This window comes from Acinetobacter sp. S40, assembly GCF_016624705.1.
GTDB lineage: Bacteria > Pseudomonadota > Gammaproteobacteria > Pseudomonadales > Moraxellaceae > Acinetobacter.
Map to the genome: position 1 here is coordinate 382533 of NZ_JACVTU010000003.1, position 23805 is coordinate 406337.

Here is a 23805-nt window from a genome sequence, read left to right on the forward strand (position 1 = left end):
CATTCAGTCAAATTTTAACTGTAAAGAAGTGAAATATTTATATGAAGCCAAATGATGTTGTTTCAACTGTGCCCAATTCTCCGACATCGAATACTCATGCATCTGTCGATTCTGCGCAGCAAGAACAACAGGCTGGCTTAGATTTTGTGCGTCAGGTTATTACTGATGATTTAGCCAGTGGCAAAACTAAAACAGTTGTGACTCGTTTTCCACCTGAGCCAAATGGGTATCTGCATATTGGCCATGTCAAAGCAATTTGCTTAAATTTTGGTGTGGCAGAGGAATTTGATGGTTATTGCAATCTACGTTTTGACGATACCAACCCAGATGCAGAAGAACAAGAATATGTTGATGGTATTGAAAATGACGTTAAATGGTTGGGTTTTAAATGGCAAGGTGAACCACGGTACGCATCGGGATATTTTGACCAACTTTATGCATGGGCTATTCAACTGATTGAACAAGGTAATGCATATGTCGATTTGCAAACACCTGAAGAAATCAAGCTGAATCGTGGTAATTTTGTCGAGCCAGGTAAAAACTCACCGTATCGTGATGCAACAATTGCGGAAAATCTAGAACGTTTTGAAAAAATGCGTAACGGTGAATTTAAAGAAGGTGAAGCGGTGTTACGCGCCAAGATTGATATGGCAAGTAATAATGTACACATGCGCGACCCAATTTTGTATCGTGTTTTGCATTCTGAACATCACCAGACGGGTGATAAATGGAAAATGTATCCGATGTATGATTATGCGCATCCATTGTCAGATGCCATAGAAGGGGTTACACATTCATTGTGTACGCTGGAATTCCAGGATCACCGTCCGTTTTACGATTGGGTCGTAGAAAAAGTTCATTCTCAAGCTGTGCCGCGTCAATATGAGTCTTCACGTTTAAATATTGATTACACCATTACGTCTAAGCGTAAATTGCGCCGTCTGGTTGAAGGTGGTTATGTTAATGGTTGGGATGATCCACGTATGCCAACAGTGGTGGGTATGCGCCGCCGTGGTTTTACAGCAGAAGGTTTGCGTGATTTTAGCCGACGCGTAGGAGTATCAAAAACCGATGGGATTGTCGATGTGGCAATGCTGGAATTCTGTATTCGTCAGTCTTTGGAAAATACAGCAGCACGTGGCATGGCAGTTCTTGATCCACTCAAAGTCACTTTGACCAATTTGCCTGAAGAATTGGATTTGAAACATGCCCGTCATCCAAACGTGGAAATGGGAGAACGTGTCATTCCATTGACTCGTGAAATTTATATCGACCGTAAAGATTTTGAGGAAGTACCACCTAAAGGCTTTAAACGTTTGGTTCCAGACGGTGAGGTGCGTTTACGTCATGCGTATGTGATTAAATGTGATGAGGTGATTAAAGATGCAAATGGTGAAGTGATTGAATTGAAATGTTCAATTGACCCCGCTACTTTAGGTAAAAATCCAGAAGGTCGTAAGGTAAAAGGCGTGATTCACTGGGTGTCTGCAACGAAGGGGATTCCTGCGGAAGTTCGTATCTATGAGCGTTTGTTTACAGAAGCAGCGCCAGATGCAGATGATGACTTCTTGGCAAATCTAAATCCTGAATCTTTAAAAGTGGTTCAAGCTTATATTGAGCCTGCATTGGCTCAGGCAAAACCTGAAGATCGTTTCCAATTTGAGCGCGAAGGTTATTTTGTAGCCGATCAATATGATCATAGTGCTGAAAAGCCTGTTTTTAATCGTATTCTTGATTTAAAAGACAGCTTCAAACCTGAGAAAAAATAAGGCATTGCCTTATTTTTTCGCAAGGCCCCGCAGGATAATTTGAGCATTGCCTTATTTTTTCGCAAGGCTCCCGCAGGATAATTTGAGCATTGCCTTATTTTTTCGCAAGGCCTCGCAGTGTAATCTGGTTAAATTTAACTCAAAATAGATCAAGTCTATTTTTTGAATAATGATACTTTGTTGTACGCAGTTAGAGGCGATCTCTGTTTCACAATTCAATCAAGCCTCTACCTGTAGAGGCTTTTTTATGGTTATTAAATGTTGATTCTTAAATTGTTGATCGTTCTTTTTTTATTCTATAACTCGAAAATCGCTATCCATCATAAAAACTTAGTTTTGGTATTTGCCTATTATTCTTTATGATCTTGTTTATAAAATAAATAAGTTGGCATTTGCATTTTAGCTTTATCGCGTAGCTTTTTCTTAATATAAAGGACAAGTGCAAAACAGGTAGTTGCAATAGTTAGATAAAAACTGTTCATATAACTCATAATAGAGCTGATATAACCCAAGGTCGTGAGTCGATTCATCATTTTTACCACTTGAGGACTACTTTCAACGCCTGTAATTGCCCAACTACATAAGTGTTCACAATTATTAATAATCAAGTGATAATAATTTTCATGCATACGCGAACGCATACGCCGTACGATCATACGTCCTTTATATTTTGGATTATGGTAACAACGTACATGAATTTTTTTGCCGTGGGAAAATTTTTCAAGCGTAGTAATCTCAATGGGTTTCTTTTTAAAAAGATGCGCCAAACCTGAATAATGGATCACACGTCCACGACCTGCGTAAATACCGTGATGGCTATAACCCAAATGCTTCACAATAAGATGAGAACCAATGGGAAAACGTTTGATTGAATGCTGCATATTCACCAGATCCAATAAAGTAAACAACTGTATTGTATTACGATGATACAGACCTGATTATAACCATTATTGTGTGAAAGTGTTCTATAAAAGTGCAAAAATACTTACTCTGAGCATATTTTACTTGTTATTGTTCTTCGCTGATTTAGCCAAAAAAAGAGTAGCAAAATGTCAAAGTGGGGAAGAATCTTAAAATCCGGAGTTATTTTACCTGTTTTATCCACTTTCTTTACTCAATCAAACTATGCCACTGAACGGGTTGATTATCAACGAGTTCAATTTACTCGGGACGGAGCAGATGTTGATGTAATACAAGTTAAAAATTTATCTAAGCTTCAATTATTTTTAAATGATCAGGCACATCAGCCTTTATTAAGATTTGAAAATATTAAAAAGCAAATCAGGGCATGTCAAACATTGGATTTTGCTATGAATGGAGGCATGTATCATCCAGATTACACTCCAGTGGGGCTATACATTGAAAATAATCAACAATACATCGCACTGAATGAACAACAGGGTTTCGGAAATTTCTTTATGCAGCCCAATGGTGTTGTTGCGTGGAATGATCAACATGCTGTTATTGAAACCACTCAAGCCTTTAAATCTAGCCAATTTAAAGCAAAGTATGCAACCCAGTCTGGCCCAATGTTAGTGATTGATGGGAAGATCAATCCGAAGTTTTTAGCAAGTTCTAAGTCGTTAAAAATTCGTAATGGTGTTGGGCTAAAAGATAATCGTCTTTATTTTGTAATTACACGAAATCGAGTTAATTTTTATCAATTTTCCAAGTTTTTTAAGGATAAATTGAATATAGATAATGCGCTATATTTGGATGGTTCTATATCCAGTTTATATTTTCCTAAAATTTTTCGGGAAGATCAGCGTTATCCGTTAGGGCCAATGATTGCATTACTTGATTCTAAACAGTGCCGATAACAAAAAACCGCCAACTGGCGGTTTTTATTTTTACTGTACAGGGTGATGATTAATTTCATTTAACTCTTTGCGGCTGTACCCACGAGATACCAGTACTTTCTTTATACCTTTGATAGTATCTTCATCAGTTGCTTTTGCTAACGCAGAGACTAACTGCTCGTTTGTTTTACATGAACAATCATTTTCAACACAAGCAATCTGATTCTTATGCTCGTTATTGATTTCATCTGCTGCCGAAAACAGCTTTTGCCAAAAACTCATAGAGCCTTCACATTCAACCTAACATAGCTCGAAATATAGCCAAAATAAAATAAAATACAAGTCAACTAAAGTGATAAAAGCAACAAATGAACTCTAAATTTTCCGATGATAATCTTTAGATTTAACGAAATTATGACAGCCCTTAGATCTTGATCTTTGATTTATATCATATTTTCATTACAAAATATTTATAAAGAATAAAGGGTTATCAAAAAACCCTTTATTCTAAAAGTTACATTGCAATAATTTGTTTAAATTAATTCAAGCAAGACACCAGATTCAACATGATGAGTAAATGGAAACTGATCAAATAAAGCAAAGCGAATAATGCGATGAGTTTTACTTAAAGTTTTTAAGTTGTCATAGAGCGTATCTGGATTACAAGAAATATAAAGAATCCGTTTAAAACCCGTCAAAAGTTTTAAGGTTTCATCATCAATTCCTGCACGTGGCGGATCCACAAAAATGGTGTCGAAGTTATAACTTTGGATATTTATATTGGCTTCCTGTAAACGTCTAAACTCACGCTCACCCCGATACGCCTGTGTAAATTCCTCAGCTGATAGTCGGGCAATTTGAATATTTTGAATCTGGTTTTGTTCAATATTCCATTGCGCGGCATACACTGAACTTTTAGCCAATTCAGTTGCAAGTACTCGACGAAAATGTAATGACAGAGGTAAGGTGAAATTTCCATTTCCACAATACAATTCAAGTAGGTCCTGACTCGATTCTTCAATGACATCACATGCCCATGTCAGCATTTTTTGGCAGACGTGTGCATTGGGTTGAGTAAAGCTACTCTCGATTTGTTTGTATTTAAAAGTACGACCATGCACGTTTAATTGTTCAACCACATAGTCATCGCCAATAATGACTTTTTGACCACGACTGCGACCCATAATTTTAATATTCAATTTTTCAGCAAGTGATTTTGCTGCAGTTTCCCACTCAGTATCCAGTTTTCGATGGTAAATAAGGGTAACTAACATCTCTCCACTTAAGCTTGCCAGAAAATCAGCCTCAAAAATACGTTGTGATAAAACAGGATTGGCTTTTAATTCCTGCAATAATTTCGGCATCAATTCATTAATGCTTATATCTGCAATTGGAAACTCATCCACACGAACAACTTCTTTTTGTTTCCCATCTTCAGCACGTTCAAACATGGCATAGAACAAATCTTCATCGGTATGCCAAATACGAAACTCTGCACGCATACGAAAATATTGTTCAGGAGATTCAAAAACCTCAAGTGTAGGCGCATTAAATTCAGCAAATTGCTGAGTGATTCGTTCGATTTTACTTTGAAGCTGCTGCTGGTAAGTTTGAGACATAAATAAGAAAAATATCAAGATCTATCAAAGCGCAAATAGTAGCAAAAAAACAGATCCACAGGGAGAAAACTTAGGTTTAATACGATTGTAAGACGTGTTCAATAAATGCGGATTTGTATTGTCGATAGATATCTTCATCTAAACCTGTACAGCGTTCTTTTAAATGATTGTATTGGCGTACCAAAACAGGATTTGCATTGAGTCTATCTCTAAATGTAAGAAAAAATTCAAATACTGAACCAGTAGTGACGACTTGTAAGGCTATATCAAGTTTTTGGTCAGTAGCAATGAGCATGCAAAGTTCATCAGTTCTTAGCGTATTTTGTTTTTCCATAAAACCTAATGGCTTTAATATATCAAGGGCGTGATTAAAACATTCAGGAGAAACTTCAATATAGATATCTAAATCCCCTTTAGAAACAGTATTTACAATAGACGATGAGCCAATATGCTCAATACGTGCAAAGGGAAGTTTCTCATGTATTAAAGCTTGATAATATTGAAACTGGTTTTGACATTCTGGTTGATAATCTTGAGCTTGATAAAATTTCATGGTTATTTATATGGTGAAAATTATCATCCTAAAACAAATGCCCTGAATTAAACAATCAGGGCATAGTTTGAAACGATTATAGAGATATGAGCTATTCTGACATCGTCATTAAACTGGCATTACCACCTGCCGCTGCGGTATTAATACTAATCGCATGTTCAATGACCAAACGCTCTAAAGGAATCATTTGTTCAGCATTTTCCATATGGGTAATGCCTACAATAGCACCTTTACGATTGGCAATTTGGATCTGTAAAGCTTGTAGCTCTTCAGTTGAACCGTGATGCAAAACTGCATCAAAATCCCCGTGCTCGACATGATCGATTTCAATAATTGCCTGACGAATTGCTTTGGGTAATTGCTGTCCAAATCTTTGTAAGAACGGACTGTTTTGTAATAAGGCGACTTGACTGTTTACTGCAAAAATGGCCAGTATTTGATGAATCATATCCAATTCATTATTGGCAAGTGCCAAAACACGTTTTCGTGGCAACATCATATAACGGTTTGTTTCACCTGTCGGGCCTTGTAAGTCAAAAGCATGACCAACATTTATTGGAACGACATTTGGGAACTTTTGTTGTGGATACTGTTGTTTAACCCACGCAAAGAATTCACGGAATAGGGTTAATTGCGGGAATGGCTCAGAAATTTTTTCTGCTTTAACTCCAAAAGGAAGCTGTAACATTTTTTCTGAACAATCCGCCATTAAACGATAAAGATAAAGCGGACCACCCGCTTTAGGCCCTGTACCTGATAAACCTTCACCGCCAAAGGGTTGTACGCCTACTACTGCACCAACGATATTACGATTAATGTAAAGATTACCAACTTCAGCATGTTGCACCACAGTATTGATAGTTTCATCGATACGAGTATGTAGGCCCATCGTCAGGCCATAACCTTTAGCATTAATGCGTTCAAGTAATTGCTGGACTTCGCCGTGTTTATAAGTAATCACATGCAAAACAGGGCCAAATACTTCACGTTCAAGATCATCGAGGTTTGGAAGTTCAATCAGCGTTGGTCGAACAAATGTCCCTTGATTGAATTCGGTATGTTGCGAGGCATCATCATTAAATATCAATTGATGTACTGGATAGCCTTTACTGCGCATTTTCTGGATATGCTGATCAATCGTTTGTTTTGCTTCAGCATCAATCACAGGTCCAATATCTGTTTTTAGGATAAATGGATTACCCATGATCAGTTGCTGCATCGCGCCTTTAAGCATAGTCACCAGTGTTTTTGCATTGTCTTCCTGTACACATAAAATGCGCAGTGCAGAACAGCGTTGACCTGCACTGTCAAAAGCCGAGTTGACCACATCGATTACGACTTGTTCAGTCAATGCAGATGAATCTACGATCATGGCGTTTTGACCGCCTGTTTCAGCAATCAGCGGAATGGACTGGCCAGAAGGTGATAGGCGTTTGGCAACTGCTTTTTGCAAAATTTTTGCAACTTCGGTTGAACCAGTAAACATAATGCCCTGAATCCGATCATCAGAACTTAGTTTTGCGCCAATAATTTCACCACGACCTGGTAATAATTGTAATACCTCGCCTGGAACACCTGCTTCATGAAGCAGGTGAACTGCTTGTGCTGCAATTAATGGTGTTTGTTCTGCAGGTTTGGCAATCACACAGTTTCCTGCGGCTAAAGCCGCTGCAATTTGGCCTGTAAAAATTGCTAAAGGGAAGTTCCACGGACTAATACAGAGTACTGTGCCCAAAGGTTGAATGAGAGTCGTTGAATTTAGGCTTTCAATCTGAGTTGCATAGTAACGTAGAAAATCAACAGCTTCACGAACTTCGGCAATGGCATTGGCATAGGTTTTTCCTGCTTCACGGCAGAGCAAAACCAGTAGTTCTTGCATCCGTGATTCCATCAAATCAGCTGCTTTTTTAAGTGCAGCTGCACGTTGAATTTTTGCAGTATTTGCCCAGAGCTGTTGTGCTTGAGTGGCTGAGTTGAGTGCTACTTCTACATGCTCTAGGGTTGCTTCTTGAACATAGCCGACAATGTCCTGATGCATTGCGGGATTTAGGAGCGCTTGTGGGCTGACATCAACCTGATGAACATTATCAGCAAGTAGCGATTTACTTTCCCAAACTTTATTTTCAAGCTGTTGAGCAGTTTCATTTAATTGTGACAATGTTGCGTCATTGGCAAGATCAAAACCTACAGAATTTTGACGCAAGTCGCCGTACAAATCATGAGGCAAAGGAATGGCAGGATGTTTTAAGCCAACCTGACCTTCACGGGCAGCGATACTGTAGATGTCTTTAAATGGTGATTGAATTAGATCTTCAATTTTTAAATTTTGATCTGCAATACGATTAACAAATGAAGTATTGGCACCATTTTCCAGCAGACGACGTACCAGATAGGCGAGTAAAGTTTCGTGGTTTCCTACAGGCGCATAGATACGACATGGAACACCCAGTTTTTTGTCATCACGTGAGCCGACCACTTGTTCATATAAAGGTTCACCCATGCCGTGTAAACATTGAAATTCGTATTGCCCTATATAATATTTTTCCGGATCTGCCAATTGATAAATTGTCGCAAGTGATTGCGCATTATGGGTGGCAAATTGTGGGTAAATCTGTTCTGGAGCAGCAAGAAGCTTTTTAGCGCATGCAATATAGGATAAATCGGTATGTACTTTACGGGTAAAGACCGGGTAGTCATCCATACCATCGATTTGGGCTTTTTTAATTTCACTATCCCAATATGCGCCTTTCACTAGACGAATCATCAAGCGTTTTTGACTGCGTTTAGCCAGATCTACAACATAATCCACCACGTAAAAACAACGTTTCTGATAAGCCTGAATGACAAAACCGATACCTTTCCAGTTTGAAAGTGCAGGCTCAAAACAAAGTCGTTCTAATAATTCAAGTGAAATTTCCAGACGATCCGTTTCTTCGGCATCAATGTTTAAGCCAATGTCATATTTTTTTGCAAGCTGCGCTAGTTCAAACACCTTGCCATACAATTCGTCATGAACACGGGCAATTTGCGAACGTTGATATCGTGGATGTAAAGCGGATAGCTTAATGGAAATACCCGGACCATCATAAACACCTTTGCCATTGGATGCTTGTCCAATAGCATGAATCGCCTGAGTATAGTCATTGAAATAACGTTCGGCATCATGCTCTGTTAGAGCCGCTTCGCCTAACATATCGTACGAGTAACTGAAGCCTTTGTTTTCGAGAGACTTGGCATGATTTAAGGCTTCTTCGATGGTTTCACCTGTGACAAATTGCTCACCCATCATACGCATGGCGACATCAACCGCTTTGCGGATCACACCACGGCCGCTACGCGCAAGAATTGATGTTAATAAACCAGATAAGCTACCTTGTTTTGGGGTTTCCATAAGTTTGCCAGTCAACATTAAACCCCATGCCGCAGCATTGACAAACATCAAGCTGCTTTGACCGAGATGGTCTTTCCAGTTACCCTGATTAATCTTGTCTCGAATGAGAAGGTCACGTGTTGCTGCATCTGGAATACGTAGCAGCGCCTCAGCCAGACACATAAGCGCTATGCCTTCCTGAGAAGAAAGCGAAAACTCTTGTAATAACCCTTGAACAATACCCGCTTTGCCGGAAGATACTTTGCGTTCACGTAAAGCATTGGCAAGATCAAACGCCAGTTCATATATTTTATGGTCAAGTTCGTCTGAAATCGAGGCGGCTTTAAGCAGCGTTTCGACGGTTTCGGGTTCTGGACGACGCCATGCAGTATTTATTCGCTCTTCCAGTTCACTTTTTTCTTTAAACTCAGTGATATATCCGAAATGAGGTTTTGCAGTGTCCATATTTGGGTCGGTATCCATCATGTTCATGTCAAATTCCAGTGACGATCTCACTCCAATATTGTGAGATAGGTTTAGATAATTTATCATTACAAAATAATTACCGAATAACTCACTATAATATCGGTATTTTTTAGTGAAATATTTTGTCTTGAGGGTGGTTTATGTCGCTGGATCGCGTAGATTTAAAAATTCTTGATATTCTTCAAGAAGATGGAAAGATTTCTAATACAAAATTGGCTGAAACCGTTAATCTTTCTGCAACCGCAGTAATGGCGCGAGTGCAAAAACTGACTAAGGAAGAATTTATAATCGGTTATGAGGCAAAGCTAAATCCAGAGAAGCTTAACGCCAGTTTTCTGGTATTTGTAGAAGTTTTGCTGGATAAAACTACCTCTAATGGCTTAAATGAATTTATTGAAGCAGTATTGGAATATCCTGAAATAGTAGAATGTCATATGACCAGTGGCGGTTTTGATTTTCTAATGAAAGTTCGTAGCGCCAACATGGAAGAATATCGTAAGTTTGCAGGAGAAACGCTATGGCAATTACCTGGCGTTAAAGAAACGCGCAGTTATCCTGTGATGCAAGTGGTTAAAGAAACTTCTAAAATTAAACTACCAAAGCGAAATATAAAAAAAGGGACTCCTTAAAGTCCCTAATTTTAAAATAAAAAACTCTAGAAATTATTTTGATTCATGATATATACGATCAGCTTCTTCAAAACGATCGGTCACTTCTCTACCTGGCTGTTTACCTAACAGGCTAACAATGACAATCGTAATAGTTGCTAAAACGAAGCCTGGAATAATTTCGTAAATACCGGTTGATGCAAATAAGTTTTTCCAGCCAATGACTACAACTGCACCCACAATCATTCCTGTTAAAGCGCCGTTTAAAGTCATGCGTTTCCAGAACAAAGATAGAATAATCAGAGGACCAAAAGCCGCACCAAAACCTGCCCATGCGTAGGCAACTAAACCTAAAACTTTACTTTCAGGATTACTGGCTAACCAGATCGCAAATACTGAAATTGCCAGTACCATCAAACGACCGACCCAGACTAATTCTTTTTGAGAGGCATTTTTACGCAAGAAAGATTTATAAAAATCTTCAGTCAATGTGCTTGAACAAACTAGAAGTTGGCAGCTTAAAGTACTCATAACCGCAGATAAAATACCTGCCATAATAATTCCCGCTACCCACGGATTAAATAAAATCTGTGCCAACTCCATAAAGACCAGCTCAGAGTTTCTGCCCACATTTCCTGCAAGTTCAGGATGCAATTGGAAAAATGCGATACCAAAGAAGCCCGCACCAACCGCGCCACCCAGACATAAAATCATCCACGACATGCCGATACGACGCGCAGCAGGAATCGATTTAACTGAATCGGCAGCCATAAAACGCACCAAAATATGCGGCTGACCAAAATAACCTAAACCCCATGCGGTTGCAGAAATAATGGCAATAAAACTTACTCCTGAAAGCATATTAAATGCATGAGGGCGAGCAGTATCAATCAATTGGGTAAATTGTTGTTGACCGTCACCTATTGCTAGATAAGCAAAGATAGGAGTGAGCATCAAGGCAAAAAACATCATGCCTGCCTGAAAAGTATCTGTCCAACTAATAGCAAGGAAACCACCAATACAGACGTAACTAATGGTAGCAATCGCACTAACCCATAAAGCAGTGTGATATTCCATACCAAAAATCGTTTCAAATAACCGCGCACCCGCAACCATGCCAGAAGCACAATAAATTGAGAAGAATATCAAAATGATAAGGGCAGAAGAAACACGTAATAACTTCTTGGTGTCATTAAAGCGATTGGTAAAATAATCGGGAAGGGTCAGTGAGTTTGACTGAACTTCGGTATGTACACGCAGGCGACCCGCAACAAATAACCAGTTGAGCCATGCACCAATAATCAAGCCAATAGCGATCCATGCTTCTGAAAGCCCGGATAAATAAATGGCGCCGGGTAAGCCCATGAGTAACCACCCACTCATGTCTGATGCACCAGCTGACAATGCAGTAACGAAACTTCCGAGGCTTCGTCCACCTAAAATATAATCTGAAAAGTCTCTAGTAGCTCTGTAAGCGTAGAGACCAATACAGACCATTGCCACGATGTAGAATAAAAACGTGATAATGGTTGGATTGATAGAATTCATGTGTGGGACCTATCCTTATGTGCATTTACGCGAGTAATCAACCAGTCCAAAAAAATTTGGTTGCCTAAAAATAAGGCGTTGATTCAAACACGGATGCGAAAGCATTAACTGTTAATTTTAAGTATATATAATGTAAATTTATGTAAAAAAATCTTGTTTAAAATAATTATTTAATATCTTTTATATTTCAATCAATTAGAAATATTCACTTGAATTTATTGTTAGAATAGCTGATCAATTAAACAAAAATAGAATAATTGTTCAGCAATATGATTAAAATATAAGCGGTATTGTTATTTTATATTGATGAAAGAATAAACGGTTAGTCATTTAAAATCATCATAAGTGCTTTATCAACTTTTCAAAAAGCTGTTTCATGCCTTCAGATGCAGTTTTTTTGATTAAGTAATATTGAGAAGGAACTCTAGAGTAATCTGCTTTAGGATCAATATAAAATGCTTCACAATAGGATGGGATCTCATGAATTAATCCAGCCACAGGATATACACTTAAAGTGGAACCAATTACGATAAAAATATCAGCATCGTTTAGAAGATGAATTGCATCGTCATAGGCGGGAACCGCTTCACCAAACCAGACTACATGTGGACGCAATGGAAAACCTTCAGGGCATTTATCATGTTGTAGATGGAGTTCACTTCCTTCAATTTGATAAAATTGCTGGGTAAATTGAGCCGAAGGGCCCGAGCTTTTAGCTAAACGAATGTTGCCATGTAAATGTAATACATTGCTGGAGCCAGCCCGTTCATGTAAATCGTCTATATTTTGTGTAATAACTTGGACATTATAATATTGTTCAAGGTCTGCAATATATTGATGTGCAATATTAGGTTCGGCAGAAATAATATTTTGGCGCCGTTCATTATAAAATCGTTGTACGAGTTCTGGATTGCGTTGCCATGCTTCAGGTGTTGCGACATCCTCGATTTGATAATTTTCCCATAATCCATTGCTGTCACGAAAAGTGCTAATGCCACTTTCTGCACTCATGCCTGCGCCAGAGAAAATCACCAAATTTTTCATGCCCACTTAACCTTTAGTTTTAAGATCATATTTTAGCTATATAAAGGTATAAAGAAATGAATTGATCTACAAGTATGGTTGGGTGTAAAAAATCCGCCAATTGGGCGGACTTTTAAAGATTTGTTTAATCACTTATTTATCGTGATGTAAATATTCTGGCTCTTTCGGCAGTCTAAAACTACAGAAGAAACAGATAATCAACATGACAATGACATATATGAAGAACTCATTTTCAATGCCTGCTTGTTTAAATTGTAATGCAACAGCAGGTGCTGAACCTCCAAAGATCGCATTAGCAACAGCATATGAGAAACCTACACCGAGTGCACGAACATGAGGCGGGAACATTTCAGCCTTAATCAAACCGCTGATTGAAGTGTAGAAACTTAGAAACATCATTAAGAAGATGAGGAGTAAAGTTATAATCACAGGTGAATAACTAAAATGACGCATCGCAATTACCATGATCGGGTAGATCAGGATAGCACTGCCTGCACTAAAGGCTAACATTGATGCACGACGACCAATTCGATCCGAAATCATACCAAATAGAGGCTGAGCAATCATGTAAACAAAGAGCGCACAGGTCATCATATAACCAACGGTCTTTCCATCAATCCCTAAACTAGTGATATAGGTTTTTGAATAAACCGTAAGAACGTAAAAAGTCAGTGAACCCGCTGAAGTATAGCCTACAACCAGTAAGAAAGTTCCCCAGTGCTTTTTAAATAGCTCACGCAATGAACCAGATTCTTTCTTCTCACTGTCTTCATGTGAAAGCGTTTCTTCTAGTTTGCTTCGAGCTAATAAAGAGACAATCGCTGCGATACCACCAATGACAAACGGAATACGCCAACCGCCATCCATCAATTGTTGTTCACTCATGAACGCTAGCAAAATTACCCCGACCAAGCTGGCTAATAACTGACCACCAGATAGCGTGACATATTGAAAAGATGCATAAAAACCGCGTTGACCTTTGAGTGCAATTTCACTCATGTAGGTTGCGACAGCGCCATATTCACCGCCTACCGATAGACCTTGTAAAAGTCGAACCAGTAATAACAGGAATGGGGCAATCATGCCTACCTGATCATAAGTTGGTAAGAGTGCAAAAAGAAATGAACTGATGGCCATCAAAGCAATCGAAATAACCATTGATTGTTTACGACCATGTTTATCAGCAATTCGACCAAACAACCAGCTACCAATAGGTCGCATAAAGAAACTTGCTGCGAATACACCCCATACATAAACTCCCTGAGCAGTAGAATTCATATCTGGTGCTGTTAATGCATGCTGGAAATACATGGCAAATACAGCATAGATATAAAAATCGAACCATTCAACTAAGTTACCAGAGGATGCACCTACAATGCCCAATACACGTTTTTTCTTCTCTTCTTTGGTATAAACGACTTCGCTCATATAAATATCCTATGTCCATTTATTCCTAATATCATTTGCCTTGTTACCAAAGCCTTTGCCCTAAAAAACAAAAAAATTATAAGCCGTTATTAAGAATACTCCTGTTACAGAGTCACAATCTATAGTAATTAGTTACAGTTTAGGCGCGAGTTGAAAAAATTATAGAAATAGTTGTAAAAATAATCCTTAAATAACAATGTATTAAATTTTTTCATGCACCTTTAGTTTAATGTAAAATTGTTTGAATAATAAAACATCATTTTGATAGTTGAAATCAAAATTCGCTAAAGGTTTAGGTAATGAAAAATAAATTTCAATAAAAAATGCAAACGAAATATTTTGTTTTATCAGTTTTTAAGATATTTTAAGCCGATGAAGAAATTTTCGAATTTCCTGACTAAATTTCTTGGGTTCGGTTAGTAAAGGGGTATGTCCTGAACGTTTAAAATAAATGGGGCGTGATCTTTTAACACTTTTCGCTACAATGGTTTGACCCGTTTCAGGATAAAGCGTGGAGTTTTGACCAATAAAAAATGTAGTTGGACACTCAAGTTGAGTTAATGCCTGACGATAATCTTCCTGATGATTTAAATAGTTTTTTACATACCAGTGTAGATAATCAATACGCTGAATGGGGAGTAGATATTTTTGTAGTGGTGGTTTATTTAAAGCAACTTTAAAAACAATCGAACTATACTTGTTACTACTTTGAAGCTCAATAAACTCTGCCCAGAGTTGGACTAATTGTTGACGGTCTGCAAAAGGTAAATCACTTAGATAAACCGCATTTGGATAGCCATTTAATAAATCATCTAAATCTGTTAATAGGGTTTTAAAAGCATCATGCTTAGAGCCAAAAAGGCCAAATTGCCAAGATTCGTCAACGGTAATTTTAGGTGTTTGATCAATATGCAAATAAGCTTTTAATTGTTGTGCCAAATGGCCATGTTGCATCCCATGCATTGCTGTTGTTGCGCCCATGGAATAACCCATTAGGATAAAATTTTGAAGATTCAATTGCTCAATTAAGGTTTCGATATCACGCCAGTGACTCGAAATGGCATCTAAATCCTGAGGAATAGCGCAGTTTTTAGAATGACCGAAGCCACGCCAATCAGGAATAATAAATTCGTATTTATTTAAATGGGTAAAGATAAAAGGCAACCATTGCCAGCTCACCATGCCAAGTCCTGATAAAACTAAAACAGGTTCACCACGTCCGATACGACGTACAAATAATTGTTCCTGATCAGGCATGGTATAAAAAGGCATGTCATATTCCTCGTAGTGAAAAACCAGATTTAAGTATTTTCAAATTGTTTAAGTTGTGGAATTACATCTTTTAGCCAGTCAATCCAGCCTTTTTCTAAGTTTATACCAAGTTCAAGAATTTTTTTGTGAATAAATAACACTCGATCTGGTTTGTTAGACGCTTTGAAGTCCTTATCATACATATTTTGGTAAATTTCCAGTTTATTTTTATGCAAGGATAGATGTCTTTCTAATTCCAAGATGATTTGATTTCCTCCCAATTGTGCTTCAGCACGTAGTCGGACCATTAAATCTTCGCGTAATTGAGCAGGTTCGCTTTTTTGGATCAGCCAGTCCGCAAGCTCAATACGTCCGGGTTGTTCAACCTGATACGTTTTTTTACGGCTTTGTTCGTTTTCTTCTTCGATAGTCGAAATCCAGCCTTTCCCTAACATATTATTAAGTTCACGATAAATTTGCTGATGACTTGCATTCCAGAAAAAACCCATGGAACGATCAAAACGGCGTGCCAACTCAAAACCTGTACTTGGTTTTTCCAATAAGCTGGTGAGTAAAACGTGAGACAGTGACATGGCAATCCAAAACATTTTGTGACTGATCAGATTATGCAATATGTTGCATAAAAAATAAAATTTGATTATATATTTATGCAACAAGTTGCATTAAGCAAGCAGATGCGAGCCAAAGGAGAAAATATGTCAGCTTATCCACATTTATTAAAACCACTTGATTTGGGTTTTACGACTTTAAAAAACCGTGTGCTTATGGGATCTATGCATATTGGTTTGGAAGAAGCACCGAAAGGCTATGAACGTATGGCTGCTTTTTATGCTGAACGCGCAAAAGGTGATGTTGGATTAATCGTGACTGGCGGTGTCTCTCCCAATGATGATGGTGTAGTGTTTTCTCATGGTACCAAGCTAGATACGATTGAAGAAGCGGAAAAGCACAAAGTCATTACCCAAGCTGTACACGAAGCTGGTGGTAAAATTGCAATGCAAATTTTGCACACTGGACGTTATTCTTATCAGGCAAATAATGTCGCTCCATCTGCAATTCAAGCCCCGATTAACCCAATTAAGCCTAAAGCACTTAGTTCAAGTGAAGTTCAACAAACGATTGATGACTTTGCCAATTGCGCCAAATTGGCTCAATATGCGGGTTACGATGGTGTTGAAATCATGGGGTCAGAAGGCTATTTGATCAATGAATTCATTGCTGCGCGTACCAATCATCGTGATGATGAATGGGGCGGGAGTTATGAAAATCGTATTCGATTCCCGATTGAGATTGTGAAGCGTACTCGTGCTTTAGTCGGTGAAAATTTTATTATTATTTATCGTTTATCTATGTTGGACTTGGTCGAAGGCGGCTCAACGCTAGACGAAGTGATTCAACTTGCTAAAGCCATTGAAAAAGCGGGTGCAACGATTATTAATACAGGGATTGGCTGGCACGAGGCACGTATTCCAACGATTGCAACCAAAGTACCACGTGCTGCATTTACATGGGTGACTGAAAAATTAAAAGGTGAAGTTTCAGTTCCATTAATTACGTCTAACCGTATCAACACTCCCGAAATGGCAGAACGTGTTTTGGCTCAAGGTCAGGCAGATATGATTTCTATGGCTCGTCCTATGTTGGCGGATGCAGATTTTGTATTAAAAGCCAGCGAAGGTCGTAGTGATGAAATCAATACATGTATTGGTTGTAATCAGGCATGTTTAGATCATATCTTTTCGATGAAAATTGCAACATGTTTGGTTAATCCTCGTGCATGTTATGAAACCGAATTGATTTTTAAAGAAACCACTGCAAGCAAAAATATTGCGGTAATTGGTGCTGGTCCAGCAGGTTTAAGCTTTGCAACTTATGCTGCAAGTCGTGGTCATCAAGTTAAAATATTTGACTCAAGTAATCAAATTGGCGGGCAGTTTAATATTGCTAAAACAATTCCTGGCAAAGAAGAGTTCTATGAAACTTTACGCTATTTCAAACGTAAAATTGAATTGCAACCGAATATTGAGCTGGTTCTAAATCATACCGTAACTTATGACGAGCTAAGCCAAGCCAATTATGATGAAATTGTAGTTGCAACGGGCGTAACACCACGTCAATTACAATTTGAAGGTATCGATCACCCGAAAGTTTTGAGCTATATCCAAGTATTAAAAGAGCATGTACCTGTCGGTCAGAAGGTTGCAATTATTGGGGCTGGTGGTATTGGATTTGATACGGCTGAATATCTAAGTCATGAGGGTGAAAGTGGTAGCTTAAATCCTGAAAAATTCTATGCAGAATGGGGTATTGATACAACTTATGCGCATGTGGGCGGTTTAAAACAGCCTGAACTTGAAAAGTCAGAGCGTGAAATCTATTTATTGCAGCGCAAAACGGCGGCGGTCGGTGCAGGTTTAGGTAAAACCACTGGCTGGATTCACCGCACAGGCTTGAAGCATCGTGATGTGAAGATGATTGCGGGTGCAAGCTATGACAAAGTGGATGATCAAGGTTTGCATATTACGGTCGATGGTCAAACCCGGATTTTGGAAGTCGATCATGTCGTGATCTGTGCAGGTCAGGAGTCTTATACTGCAATGTACGATCAATTAAAAGCTGATGGTAAAAATGTTCACTTGATTGGTGGAGCCAAAGAAGCAGGGGAGTTGGACGCCAAGCGTGCGATTCGTCAAGGTGCTGAATTAGCTGCAACTTTATAAACAAAATGGGGTATTTTTCTCAAAGAAGATACCCTTATTTCATAAATTAAATAAGTAAGGAAAATATAATGGCATTTGCAACTACAAAACAATCGTTAGAAAAATGGCATGACATGGTCAAATCAGGGAATTTGACAGATCTAAATGATTTATTGGCTGAAGATGTAGTTTTTCGCTCACCTGTTGCTTTTAAGCCTTATGAGGGAAAACATGTTGTCTATTTTATATTGACCAATGTGGTACAAATTTTTGAAAATTTTACTTACCATCGTGAGTTCTATACAGAAGATGGAGAAAATGTTGTACTTGAATTTGCTGCGAATGTAGGCGAAAAATCGTTGAAAGGTATTGATATGATCCGTTTTAATGAGCAAGGTAAAATTATCGATTTTGAAGTCATGATCCGTCCAATGAGTGGTTTGGCTGCTTTAGCTGAAAAAATGGGTGCAAGATTTGCAAAGTATCAACCAAACTAATAGATAGAAAATGACGTCAATATTTTTTGATTGATTCAATACGGTATTAAAATTTCTTAGGTGATATTTTTCGAGATGTTTAGTAATAGTTTCTATTCAAACAAAGAATTTTAGCTATTGATCTTTTCTCGTTGGGGAACGAATAGGTCGTCGCATTGAGGCGACAAATATTTAACTCATAGTCAGAGGTCGTTATTGGATATGGGCATACCCAGTTTAAACAGAATAAAGGTTTTGGGCTCTGAATTGTTTGATTCGGTTCTGGGCGCTGAACAGCCCAAAATCTATTATGATCCGAAAGGAAAAATTAAAGAGGTTCTGGAAAAGCTGCCTCAGTTAAAGCAGAAATATCGGCCAACACCTTGGCTTAGCAATACTCATGTTCATCTGCTTTATTTCGATATTATTCGTAAAAAAACTGTCAAACTTGAGTATGATCGTATTGAACAGCTTAAAATGCAGGATGGTGGAGTAACTGCTATCGCATGGTATGGCTATGATCTGCCGCCAGAAACTCCAACCGTGGTTATTATGCATACAATTACAGGAACTCCTGAAAGTATGCGAGAATTGGTGAAAGACTTAAACGAATATACAGGTTGGCGGATTGCACTGTGTCTGCGTCGAGGACATGCAGGTTTGCCAATGCCTGTACCACAGATTTCACTTTTTGGTTCGACTCATGATTTAAAAGAGCAACTTACGCATATCCAGAATTTATTTCCACACTCTGATTTATATGCTGTAGGTTCATCGGCAGGAACAGGACTTTTGGTACGTTATCTGGGAGAACAAGGCACAGATACGCCATTCAAAGCTGCTTTTGCAATGTGTCCCGGTTATAACACAGAAATTGGTTTTAAAAATGTTCATCCTTTTTATAGCAAAATGATGACCAAAAAATTGTTTAAGTACTTTATTTATCCCTATCAAAATACGTGGAGCCAAACAGCTTCACTCGGAAAGGTTTTGGCAACTACTAACCTTGAAGAGTTTGAAAAAGAATATTTTGAAATGGCTGGTTTTCAGGATTATCAAAGTTATTGCCAAGCGATCAATCCGATTTATGTATTTGAGAATGTGAAAATTCCACTGATCATTTTAAATGCTGAGGATGATCCTGTTTGTTCGATCAAAAATCTTGAACCCTATAAAGAGGTGATTCAACAAATGGATAATATTGCAGTGATAACAACAAAAAAGGGCAGCCATTGTGGTTTTTACGAAGGTTGGCGTAGTACGTCATGGGCAGCACGTCTGATGTCTAATTATTTTTTGATTAAAGACAAAAATGGATCATGATTAATTTTCTGATTTATAAATAAAGCCCAGACGATTGGGCTTTATTTATATGCTCTTAAGAAAAGAGTGCTGTATTGTCCGTAATTCCCCGCTTTTGTTTGGTTGCCGCCATCAAATTTCTTTCATCTGACTGGTGGGGATGAAAGTCAAAACGAGAATATTCAAGAAGTTTAGGAATTAGTGACTTATATTCTTTGCCTACAAAATTAAAAAATATTTTCCATAATTTAAACTTAGTAAGTTGCTTGTCGCATTTCATCAGCACAATTTGATAAATGCTTGAAAAACCAGCAATCAAAATTAAACACAATGTAAAAACTGAAAATACTACGGTTTTTTGCTGTTTTCATTTCTGTGCTTCACTCATCTTTGGTTTTAGTTCTAAAAAGGAACTTAATTTGAACGCTATAATTAGATAAATGAAGAGTCAATAATTTTTGAATGATTAAAAACAGAGTGTCCTGAAATGATAGACTGCGAAACCCTGAAAATAAGAAATAAAGAGATAAATGAATTTTATAATAAAAGAAGGTTTAATAAATGCCCAAATAAAACGAGTTTATTGGGGCATTTTTGTGTAGAAATTTAGTTCTTCAAAGCAGGTGTGGCAGCGGCAATTGCAGCGGCAACAGCATCATCTTCACTTTGCTCACTACTATTGCTACTACTTGCTTTAGCTGATGATGTTTGTTCGGTATTTGATTTAACCGATTCTGTTTTAGTTTCTTCCTTCTTTGGTTCTTCTTTCTTGGTTTCAGCAGGAGTAGAAGAAGGAATTTCACGACGCACTTCAGTTGTAGTATGCGGCGTTTCTTCGCGTTCTACTTCAACTTGAGCTGGAATTTCCTGCTGAGTTTCTGCGCTATCGAGAGATTTAAATTCGGTAGGTTGCTGAGTTTGCTCTTGGGTCGTGGTCTCAACCTTTTCTTGCTCTTCTTCTTTGGGAGGCTCTTTTTTAACACATGCAGTTAAAAGCAGACCCGTAGCAATTACGCCACAAATTAAAAGTTTCTTATTCATACTTGCACAAATCTATGCTTAATCGAGGTGCAACCATTATAACAGCAAATATAAGATTGAAAATCCTGCTGATGAGACCTAATTTTTTATCGAAAATGCTGATAGAATAACCAATTGTTTATTGTTCTATGAATTGCGGCGGATTGACTTTGCTTTATAGGTACAGAGTAAAGTAAAATTGCCCAACATTGTAGGCCGATTTAGGCTCGATTGTACGAGAAACTCAATGACCCATTTTATTTTCGTGACTGGTGGTGTTGTTTCATCACTAGGTAAAGGTATTTCAGCTGCTTCAGTTGCTGCACTTTTAGAAGCCCGTGGTTTAAAAGTGACCATGGTAAAAATGGATCCATACATTAATGTCGATCCGGGAACAATGAGTCCCTTCCAGCATGGTGAGGTTTTTGTCACAGAGGATGGTGCCGAAACTGACCTAGATTTGGGTTATTACGAACGTTTCCTACGTCGTGCGAAAATGACCAAATTGAACAACTTTACTAGTGGCCGAGTCTATCAGGACGTTTTAAATAAAGAGCGTCGCGGAGACTATCTTGGTGGCACAGTACAAGTCATTCCTCATATTACCGACAATATTAAAGAGCGTGTATTAGCTGCTGGTGAAGGCTATGACGTAGCGATCGTTGAAATTGGCGGCACAGTAGGAGATATTGAATCTCTTCCTTTTATGGAATCTGTACGTCAGCTAATGGTAGAGCTGGGTCATAAGCGCACAATGCTCATGCATTTGACGTTGCTTCCTTATATTAAATCTGCTGCTGAACTTAAAACCAAACCGACACAGCATTCTGTAAAAGAGTTGTTGTCGATTGGTATTCAGCCAGACATTTTGATCTGTCGTACTGAACATGATGTTGATGCCGATACTAAACGTAAAATTGCATTGTTCACCAATGTTGAAGCTCGTGCAGTAGTGGTGTGTAAAGATGCAAAAACCATTTACCAGATTCCACGTGATTTCTATGAACAAAATGTTGATGATTTAATTTGTGAGCGTTTTGGCTTCAATGAATTACCTGAAGCAGATTTGTCTGATTGGGATCAGGTGTGTGAAGGCTTGTTTAATCCTGAATATACTGTGCGCGTTGCGATGGTGGGTAAATATGTCGAACTTCCAGATGCTTATAAATCTGTGAATGAAGCTTTATTGCATGCAGGTATCCAAAATCGTGTCAAAGTACAGATTGACTATGTTGATGCTGAAAAATTTGAAGAATTGGATGCTTCTGTATTGAATAATGCGGATGCGATTTTAGTGCCTGGCGGTTTTGGTGAGCGTGGTACTGAAGGTAAAATGAAAGCTATTCAGTATGCGCGTGAAAAACAGGTGCCGTTTTTGGGGATCTGTTTGGGTATGCAGCTTGCAGTGGTGGAATATGCTCGTAATGTTGCAGGCATGGCTGACGCAACTTCAACTGAGTTTAATCGTACCACCAAATTTCCTGTAATTGGTCTGATTACCGAATGGCTCGATGAACGTGGTGAATTGCAACAGCGTAGTCTTGAATCTGATTTGGGTGGAACGATGCGTTTAGGCGCACAAAAGTCTGAACTGGTTGAAGGTACCAAAACCCGTGACGTGTATGGTAAAGCTGAAATTACTGAACGTCATCGCCATCGTTATGAAATGAATAACCGTTTCATTGAACCACTTGAACAAGCAGGCATGAAAATTTCAGGTTATTCAACTGCACAACACTTGGTAGAAACTGTCGAAATTCCTGAACATCCGTGGTTTATTGCTGTACAATTCCATCCAGAATTTACAAGTTCACCTCGTGATGGACATCCATTATTTGCAAGCTTTATTGATGCGGCAAAAAAACAGTATCAAAAGAGCAAGTAATCGACGCATAAATCAGGAAGTTTAAATGTCACAATTAAAACCACAAGAAATTGTACGTTTAGGCGATATACAAATGGCAAATCATTTGCCATTTGTACTATTCGGCGGTATGAACGTATTAGAGTCTAAAGATTTAGCCTTTGAAATTGCAGAAACGTATATTGATATCTGCAAACGTCTTGATATTCCCTATGTCTTTAAAGCCAGCTTTGATAAAGCCAATCGTTCGAGCTTAAATTCGTTTCGTGGACCAGGTTTGGAAAAAGGCGTTGAATGGCTTGGCGAAATTAAAAAGCATTTTAATGTGCCTATTATTACGGATGTACATGAACCGTATCAGGCAGAACTTGTAGCTTCAGTGGCGGATATTATCCAGCTTCCAGCTTTTTTAAGTCGTCAAACTGATTTAGTCGTGGCGATGGCAAAAACTCAAGCGATTATTAATATCAAAAAAGCACAGTTCCTTGCCCCACATGAAATGCGACATATCCTGCATAAGTGTCTTGAAGCAGGCAATGATAAACTGATTTTATGTGAGCGTGGTTCTGCATTTGGTTATAACAATCTGGTCGTAGATATGCTGGGCTTCGATATCATGAAAGATATGAATGTTCCTGTATTCTTCGATGTGACACATGCTTTGCAAACTCCAGGTGGCCGTGCTGATTCGGCTGGTGGTCGCCGTGCACAAATTACAACTTTAGCACGTGCAGGTATGGCAACAGGCTTAGCTGGATTATTTTTGGAAGCTCATCCTGATCCAGATACTGCTAAATGTGATGGACCATCTGCTTTACGTTTATCACAGTTAGAACCATTTTTGGCACAAATTAAAGAATTGGATACCTTAGTAAAAGGATTCAAAGCGTTAGACACCCATTGAGTTTTTGTACATTTTGATCACTAACGACAATAAAGGGTTTTATT

At 38.3% G+C, this 23805-nt stretch carries 19 protein-coding genes and 1 pseudogene; 8 read left to right on the plus strand and 12 right to left on the minus strand.

The window, feature by feature from the left end; genetic code table 11:
* Positions 1–41: 41 nt before the first annotated feature.
* On the plus strand, positions 42–1769 hold the full coding sequence (locus tag IAE19_RS06865; RefSeq protein WP_200460184.1) for a glutamine--tRNA ligase/YqeY domain fusion protein: 1728 nt from the start codon (positions 42–44) through the stop codon (positions 1767–1769).
* Positions 1770–2119: 350 nt separating this feature from the next.
* Here the strand turns inward: IAE19_RS06865 and IAE19_RS06870 are convergent, their stop codons facing one another.
* A complete protein-coding gene (locus IAE19_RS06870) occupies positions 2120–2650 on the minus strand; it encodes a lecithin retinol acyltransferase family protein (RefSeq protein WP_200460185.1) in 531 nt (176 codons plus the stop codon).
* 168 nt (positions 2651–2818) lie between these two features.
* Here IAE19_RS06870 and IAE19_RS06875 point away from each other — a divergent pair, with 168 nt between their 5' ends.
* Positions 2819–3589, plus strand: a complete 771-nt coding sequence (locus IAE19_RS06875; RefSeq protein ID WP_200460186.1) for a phosphodiester glycosidase family protein — start codon at positions 2819–2821, stop codon at positions 3587–3589.
* Positions 3590–3619: 30 nt separating this feature from the next.
* Here IAE19_RS06875 and IAE19_RS06880 read toward each other — a convergent pair whose 3' ends face one another.
* From IAE19_RS06880 to putA, 4 genes are all read right to left on the minus strand, one after another.
* Positions 3620–3850 (minus strand): hypothetical protein, encoded by a 231-nt coding sequence (locus IAE19_RS06880; RefSeq protein ID WP_200460187.1) that lies wholly within the window; start codon positions 3848–3850, stop codon positions 3620–3622.
* 251 nt (positions 3851–4101) lie between these two features.
* Positions 4102–5187, minus strand: a complete 1086-nt coding sequence (gene trmA, locus IAE19_RS06885; protein WP_200460188.1) for a tRNA (uridine(54)-C5)-methyltransferase TrmA — start codon at positions 5185–5187, stop codon at positions 4102–4104.
* A 76-nt stretch (positions 5188–5263) separates the two neighbouring features.
* The gene (locus IAE19_RS06890) at positions 5264–5740 is read right to left on the minus strand and encodes a GrpB family protein (RefSeq protein WP_200460189.1); all 477 of its coding nucleotides are present in this window, start codon (positions 5738–5740) and stop codon (positions 5264–5266) included.
* Positions 5741–5831: 91 nt separating this feature from the next.
* A complete protein-coding gene (gene putA, locus IAE19_RS06895) occupies positions 5832–9602 on the minus strand; it encodes a trifunctional transcriptional regulator/proline dehydrogenase/L-glutamate gamma-semialdehyde dehydrogenase (RefSeq protein WP_200460190.1) in 3771 nt (1256 codons plus the stop codon).
* Between the two features lie 134 nt (positions 9603–9736).
* On the opposite strand from putA, the gene IAE19_RS06900 reads away from it, so the two are divergent.
* On the plus strand, positions 9737–10225 hold the full coding sequence (locus IAE19_RS06900; protein ID WP_200460191.1) for an Lrp/AsnC ligand binding domain-containing protein: 489 nt from the start codon (positions 9737–9739) through the stop codon (positions 10223–10225).
* A 33-nt stretch (positions 10226–10258) separates the two neighbouring features.
* Here the strand turns inward: IAE19_RS06900 and putP are convergent, their stop codons facing one another.
* The 5 genes from putP to IAE19_RS06925 all read right to left on the minus strand — a co-directional run bounded on the left by putP (position 10259) and on the right by IAE19_RS06925 (position 16068).
* On the minus strand, positions 10259–11752 hold the full coding sequence (gene putP, locus IAE19_RS06905; protein WP_200460192.1) for a sodium/proline symporter PutP: 1494 nt from the start codon (positions 11750–11752) through the stop codon (positions 10259–10261).
* Positions 11753–12091: 339 nt separating this feature from the next.
* The gene (locus IAE19_RS06910) at positions 12092–12796 is read right to left on the minus strand and encodes an SIR2 family NAD-dependent protein deacylase (RefSeq protein ID WP_200460193.1); all 705 of its coding nucleotides are present in this window, start codon (positions 12794–12796) and stop codon (positions 12092–12094) included.
* 132 nt (positions 12797–12928) lie between these two features.
* Complete coding sequence (locus IAE19_RS06915; RefSeq protein ID WP_200460194.1) at positions 12929–14224, minus strand: MFS transporter; 1296 nt, start codon at positions 14222–14224, stop codon at positions 12929–12931.
* Between the two features lie 354 nt (positions 14225–14578).
* Positions 14579–15496, minus strand: a complete 918-nt coding sequence (locus tag IAE19_RS06920) for an alpha/beta fold hydrolase (RefSeq protein ID WP_200460195.1) — start codon at positions 15494–15496, stop codon at positions 14579–14581.
* 29 nt (positions 15497–15525) lie between these two features.
* Complete coding sequence (locus IAE19_RS06925; protein ID WP_200460196.1) at positions 15526–16068, minus strand: PadR family transcriptional regulator; 543 nt, start codon at positions 16066–16068, stop codon at positions 15526–15528.
* Between the two features lie 123 nt (positions 16069–16191).
* Between IAE19_RS06925 and IAE19_RS06930 the strand changes: the two genes are divergently transcribed.
* The 3 genes from IAE19_RS06930 to IAE19_RS06940 all read left to right on the plus strand — a co-directional run bounded on the left by IAE19_RS06930 (position 16192) and on the right by IAE19_RS06940 (position 19994).
* Positions 16192–18216, plus strand: coding sequence for an NADPH-dependent 2,4-dienoyl-CoA reductase (locus tag IAE19_RS06930; protein ID WP_200460197.1), 2025 nt, complete (start codon positions 16192–16194; stop codon positions 18214–18216).
* Between the two features lie 68 nt (positions 18217–18284).
* Entirely contained in the window at positions 18285–18692 is a 408-nt protein-coding gene (locus IAE19_RS06935; protein WP_200460198.1) for a nuclear transport factor 2 family protein, read from the plus strand.
* 201 nt (positions 18693–18893) lie between these two features.
* Positions 18894–19994 (plus strand): YheT family hydrolase, encoded by a 1101-nt coding sequence (locus tag IAE19_RS06940; RefSeq protein WP_200460199.1) that lies wholly within the window; start codon positions 18894–18896, stop codon positions 19992–19994.
* Positions 19995–20049: 55 nt separating this feature from the next.
* Here the strand turns inward: IAE19_RS06940 and IAE19_RS06945 are convergent.
* A pseudogene (locus IAE19_RS06945) lies at positions 20050–20313 on the minus strand (metal-dependent hydrolase); the annotation flags it as partial.
* Positions 20314–20579: 266 nt separating this feature from the next.
* Positions 20580–21014, minus strand: coding sequence for an internalin (locus tag IAE19_RS06950; RefSeq protein WP_200460201.1), 435 nt, complete (start codon positions 21012–21014; stop codon positions 20580–20582).
* A gap of 226 nt (positions 21015–21240) precedes the next feature.
* Between IAE19_RS06950 and IAE19_RS06955 the strand changes: the two genes are divergently transcribed.
* The gene (locus tag IAE19_RS06955; RefSeq protein ID WP_200460202.1) at positions 21241–22878 is read left to right on the plus strand and encodes a CTP synthase; all 1638 of its coding nucleotides are present in this window, start codon (positions 21241–21243) and stop codon (positions 22876–22878) included.
* A gap of 25 nt (positions 22879–22903) precedes the next feature.
* Positions 22904–23761, plus strand: coding sequence for a 3-deoxy-8-phosphooctulonate synthase (kdsA, locus tag IAE19_RS06960; RefSeq protein ID WP_200460203.1), 858 nt, complete (start codon positions 22904–22906; stop codon positions 23759–23761).
* Positions 23762–23805 lie beyond the last annotated feature (44 nt).